This window comes from Wolbachia endosymbiont of Tettigetta isshikii (assembly GCF_041154185.1).
Taxonomy (GTDB): Bacteria; Pseudomonadota; Alphaproteobacteria; order Rickettsiales; family Anaplasmataceae; genus Wolbachia.
In genome coordinates, this window is record NZ_JBFTEN010000033.1 from 1 (window position 1) to 5,598 (window position 5,598).

Genomic DNA, 5,598 nt, shown 5'->3' on the forward strand with positions numbered 1-5,598 from the left:
TTCTCAAAGGAGCCGATGTTAACTCCAGAGTTATAGATGGTTGTACACCGCTACACTATGCAATAGAAAACGGTCATGAAAAGATAGCTAATATTTTATTGAAGCATGGAGCTAATGTTAATGTTGTTGACAAAACCTATAATAACACACCTTTGCACTACGCAGCAAAAGGTGGACATGAGAAAATTGTTAAGGCTTTACTGACAAATAAGGCAAATGCTAGTATTGCCACTGTGGAAGGTATAACCCCACTACATTTTGCAGTGCAGAGTGGCCACTTGAAAATAGTTGCTGCTCTCCTCGAGCATGGGGTTAACATTTGTGCTAAAGATAAGAATAATGCTACGCCATTACACTATGCAGCAGAGAGTGGTCATAAGGCAGTTGCTGAGCTTTTAATAAAAAATGGAGTAGAAATCAATGATAAGGCCAATAATAATCTAACACCATTACATGTAGCTGCTCTGAAAGGTCACAAAGATATTATTGAACTCCTAATAAGAAATAAAGCTGAAGTTAGAGCTCAAGACAGTAAGGGTAGTACACCATTACATGCAGCTGCAATGAATGGTAGCAAAGATATTATTGATCTTCTAATAAAAAATAAAGCTGAAGTTGATGCTAGAACTAATGATGGCATGACGCCATTGCATGTAGCTGCTCTAAGTGGACATAAAGACGCTATTGCTTTTCTAATCAAAAGTAAAGCTGAAGTCAATACTAGCACTAATTATGGTCTTACACCTTTACATGCGGCTATTGTAGGGGGTCACAAAGATATTGTGAACCTTTTAATAAAAAATAAAGCCAAAGTTAATGTGGAAGGTATTGCAGGTAGTACACCATTATATGTAGCTGTGGAAGCAGGTCATAAGGAAATCGTTGGGATTTTGATAGCAAATAGAGCCAATGTTAATGTTAAGAGTAACAACCTAACACCATTGCTTTCTGCTATTAAGCATAACCACAAGGAGATCGTTGAAGTTCTTATAGAAAATGGAGCTAGTGTTAATGCAGAAAGTGGTGAACCTTTATCACTAGCAGTGCTCGCTGGTTATAGGGATATTGTAGAGATTTTGATAAAAAACAAGGCCCGTATTAATATGAAAGGTCCTGAAGATGCTACACCATTACATTTGGCTGCTAAAAGAGGCCACAAGGAGATAGTAAATGCTCTGATAGCAAGGGGAGCCAATGTTGATGCTATGACTATTAATAGTACAACACCATTATATCTTGCAGCACAAGAAGGCCATGAAGAAGTTGCTGAAGTTTTGATAGCAAACAGGGCTAACGTTAACGTTGTAAATGTTGAAGGTGCTCCACTACATACAGCTGCAGGACACGGCCATGTTAATGTTGTTGAAGTCCTATTAAGTAATGGAGCAAAAGTTGATGTTAAGGACAATAAGAGCAGAACACCTATAGAATTAGCAGTTGCACATGGTCATTTGCAAGTGGTGAAAATGTTACTGCAGTATAAAAAAGTAGATATGAACGCTAAAGGCAATGATGATTGGACGATACTGCACATTGCTTCACAGGCAAGTAACTTAGAAATGGTAAAATGTCTAGTAGATGAAGGGTCTAATATTAATGCTAAAAATGCCTCAGGCTCAAAACCTATACATATTGCAGCCAGAGAAGGTTACAAAGACACTGTAAAGTTTTTCCTTAGTAAGGGGTTAAGTGTTAATGAGCTTGGTGCAGTTAACCAGACATTACTGCACTATGCTGCAATGAAAGGTCAGTTAGAAGTTGTAAAATACTTGATAGCACAAGGTGCTGACGTTAATGCTAAAGATACTAATGGCCTAACCCCTATGCATATTGCTGCTAACTTTGGTTATAAAGATGTTATTGAAGTTTTATTAAAAAATGGCGCAATTTATAATGCTGTTGATAAGCTTTATAGAAGACCTTTAGAAATTACTAACAACAAAGATGTTATCAATTTATTAGCATCAACTGAAAAATTATTTGAGTCTGTAAAACGTAATAGCTCTTCAGAGGTTGAGAATGACATTAGAGCAGGAGCATTTATTAATGCAAAAAATGCTGATAGTGGAACGTCATTACATTATGCTGCATGGAAAGGCTATGACGGAGTTGTCAAAATTCTATTACAGAATAAAGCCAATCCTAATGCGGTTGGTAGCAAAAGATTTACTCCTATACATTATGCTGCTAAGTTCTCACATTTAAAAACTGTAAAAGCTCTACTGTCCCATGGTGCAGTATATAATGCTGGTTCTGACAGCGGTAAAACACCATCAGACTTCACTGTAGATAGAGATATAACTAGTTTATTTAAATTAATTAGTGAGTCATTTAAAAAAGTTAAAGAAGGTAATGTTCAAGTTATTAATTACCTAAATAAGATAAAGGATATTGATACAGTAAAAGCCGTGATGAGTGCTTGTAATAGAGAGAACAAAACGTTAGTAGTTGCTGCAGTACATAGTAACTTTTCAAAAGTCGAGCAGTTGAAACAGATATCGCAAAGTGAAGTTTCCACTCAGATTGATACAGCTTTAGTGCTCTTGAATCAAGGCAATTACCAAAGAGCCTTAAGTATTTTCAGAAGCGCATTTGAAAGAAGAAAAGAAATACTAGGACCAGGTAATCCTGGTACTTTAGATATTCAGACATATATAGCCGACGTGCTATACAAGCAAGGAACTTACCAAGAAGCTTTAAATATGCTTGAAGAGATTTTTCAGAAACAAAAAGAAATGCTGGGTTTAAATGATAAGGATACTTTAAGTACAAGAAGTACAATCGCTTTAGTGCTGCATAGACAGGGGAAAGATGAAAAAGCTTTTAATATTTATCAAGAAATCTATCCGAAACAAAAGGAAATACTAGGGTCAAATCATTCAGATACCTTAAATACTCAGTTTCACATGGCATTAGTATTAGATAGACAGGGAAAACATGAAGAAGCGTTAAATATCAATAGGGCAGTTTTTAAAAAGTATAAGGAAACATTAGGCACACATCATCCAGCCACTGTGTGTGCCCAAAATAATATAGCAATGGTACTAGCTAACCAAGGTAAATATGAAGAGTCCTTAAAAATCTATAAAGAGGTTTTTGAAAAGAAGAAAATAATTTTAGGTATTAATCATGCTGATACCTTGAGAACGTTGCATAACATTGCTGGGGTACTCTTCAAACAAAATAAATATCATGAAGCCTTGAAAGCTTTTCAAGAGGTTTTAAATTTCCAGAAAAAAGCTTTACAACAAAATCACCCAGACACCTTGGATACTCAATACAACGTAGCAAATGTACTTTTTGCTCAAGGCAAATGGATCAGCGCACTTAAAGTCTACAGAGAAAGTTTTGATCAAAGCAAAGCTGTTTTTGGACCAAGTCATCCGAGTGTTTTAGATATTTTAAAAAAGATAGAGATGATTAATTTTAGATTTAAAATTGAGGGTAGCAAAGCATCAGAGATTCTCCAGCATCTGCAGAAAGATATCAACATTGCTGCTAGTAAAGGTGATATACAAACTGTTCAGCATCTATTACAAGATGGAGCTGATGCCAATGATAAAGATATTGATGGAAGAACACCGTTGCATTACGCTGTTAGCAATGGACACATAGATATTGTGAACATCTTACTAAAAAATGGAGCTAATGTTAGTCAAGTTACTAATAAAGGTAATACACCGTTACACACTGCTACTTCCAAAGGTTACAAAGAAATTGTTGAGGTTCTGTTACAGCATATCAGTCATGACAAATTAAATGACTTTGTTAATGCTAAAACTACTTCTAGTGGTACTACATCACTTCATGTTGCAGCTAAAGGTGGCTCCTTGGAAGTTGTAAAATCTTTATTAAAACATGGTGCAACTTATAAAATCGAGAACAAAGAAAGTAAAATACCTATTGATCTTTCTAAGAACCAAAAAGTTACTAACTTACTGAAATTAATCGAAGAATTGTTTAGAGATATAAAAAATGGTAATGTTGAATCTATCAGCAAGCTAAGAGCAGTGAAACCTGATGAGTTCTTAGCTATAACAAATGCTCGTAATAATCAAGGAAATACATTATTGCAAGTTGCTATAGCTAATGGACATAAGAATGTTGCGAGTAAATTGATAGAAATGCTAAAAAAGCCAGATCAAAATTTACAAGACGTCAATATAGAAAGTGGAGTTAAAAGTTTGAAACTTTGAATAATACTATTGAAATATTTATACATAACCTAAGTTAATGTTATATTATACTTGAATCAGTTACAATATCTGAGTTTCAGCAAGCCATAAAGTCAAATTAAGGGAAAGTAGATATAGAAAAAAGTACAAATTTTTGTTAGATGGGCTACTTTATACTCCACATCACAGCTACAAGTTTACCATTTGATTCTACTAGATATATTTATTGTCCTAAGTTATTACATGCTGCTGTTGAAAAAGGATATTTGAAAATTGTTGAAGACCTATTGAAGTATGGTGCTGATGTTAATACGTTACACAATTCAACATCTAAAGAAGGTTTTACTCCTTTACATAGTGCAGCAAAAATCAAACAGGAAGAAGTAGCTAAATTATTGATAAGCTATGAAGCTGATATAAATGCTCAAGACAAAACCGGAAAAACTCCAATATTTTATGCTATTGAGAATGCCGATTTAAAAATTACCAAGCTACTTTTAACTAATAGAGCTAATGTAAAAGATAATCCTGAACTACTGAATATTGCTGTTAAGAAGGAATGCATAGAAATCGTTGAAGCTCTTTTGCAACATGATGCTGATATTAATTCTAGTGATAAATATGGAAGAACAGCATTGCATTTTACTGCTTTAAGTGAAAGTGAAGGTTTTTTGGATTTCTTACTAATGAAGATCCTGATATTAATATTAAGGGAGAAATTGCTAAACTGCTTCTAAATAAGGACGCTAATGTAAACGCTCAAACTAAAAATGGTGTAACAACACTTCATGCTGCTACTCAAAAAGGATATGCAAAAGTTGTTGAAGCTCTTTTGGAATATAATGCAAACATTAACTCTGGAGTAAAAAGTGACATCACACCACTCCATCTTTCTGCTCAAAGAGGAAATGAAGAAATTAGCACAATGCTTTTGAATAAAGGAGCTAATGTAAATGCTAAGCAAAAGGATGGATTCACTGCACTGCACATTGCAACTCAAAAGGGTCATAAAGAGGTTGTAAAAGTATTGCTAGAATGCGGTGCCAAAGTTGATTCTAAAATTAAAAGTGACATCACACCACTGCACTTGGGTGCTCAAAAAGGTTATCAGGAAATTATTGAGACTATCTTGAAATTTGGTGCTGATATTAACTCTAGAGATGAGTATGGCATATTGCTTCTCAAGAAGGACATATAGAAGTTGTTGCAACTCTTCTGGAGTATGGCTCTGATATTAATATTACGAGTAGAAATAATCATACACCTCTTGATCATGCTATGGCTGGGATAAGGTCATTTTATAGTCAACTCAACAACTATGGCTTTGATGATGATTGTTATTATGATCCTGATCGTGGTGTATGAAGCAACTGCTGAAGCTCTTAAACGCCACATAGTTAAAATGAAAACCGCAAATTTATAT

At 34.6% G+C, this 5,598-nt stretch carries 4 protein-coding genes; all 4 read left to right on the forward strand.

Translation table 11 applies throughout. The annotated features are described in order from the left end of the window. The coding region (locus tag AB6N09_RS05450; RefSeq protein ID WP_411131918.1) for an ankyrin repeat domain-containing protein at positions 1-4,196 on the forward strand (4,196 nt) is incomplete at its 5' end. 140 nt (positions 4,197-4,336) lie between these two features. Then, entirely contained in the window at positions 4,337-4,912 is a 576-nt protein-coding gene (locus AB6N09_RS05455; RefSeq protein WP_411131919.1) for an ankyrin repeat domain-containing protein, read from the forward strand. Then, entirely contained in the window at positions 4,903-5,373 is a 471-nt protein-coding gene (locus AB6N09_RS05460; RefSeq protein ID WP_411131920.1) for an ankyrin repeat domain-containing protein, read from the forward strand. Before AB6N09_RS05455 ends, AB6N09_RS05460 begins: the two co-directional genes overlap by 10 nt. After that, a complete protein-coding gene (locus tag AB6N09_RS05465; protein ID WP_411131921.1) occupies positions 5,370-5,540 on the forward strand; it encodes a hypothetical protein in 171 nt (56 codons plus the stop codon). Before AB6N09_RS05460 ends, AB6N09_RS05465 begins: the two co-directional genes overlap by 4 nt. Positions 5,541-5,598: the final 58 nt, after the last annotated feature.

What these genes read in the sequence shown, in the direction of transcription:
- AB6N09_RS05455 (WP_411131919.1), top strand. Translation starts at nt 4,337, where the DNA reads ATGGGCTACTTTATACTCCACATCACAGCTACAAGTTTACCATTTGAT.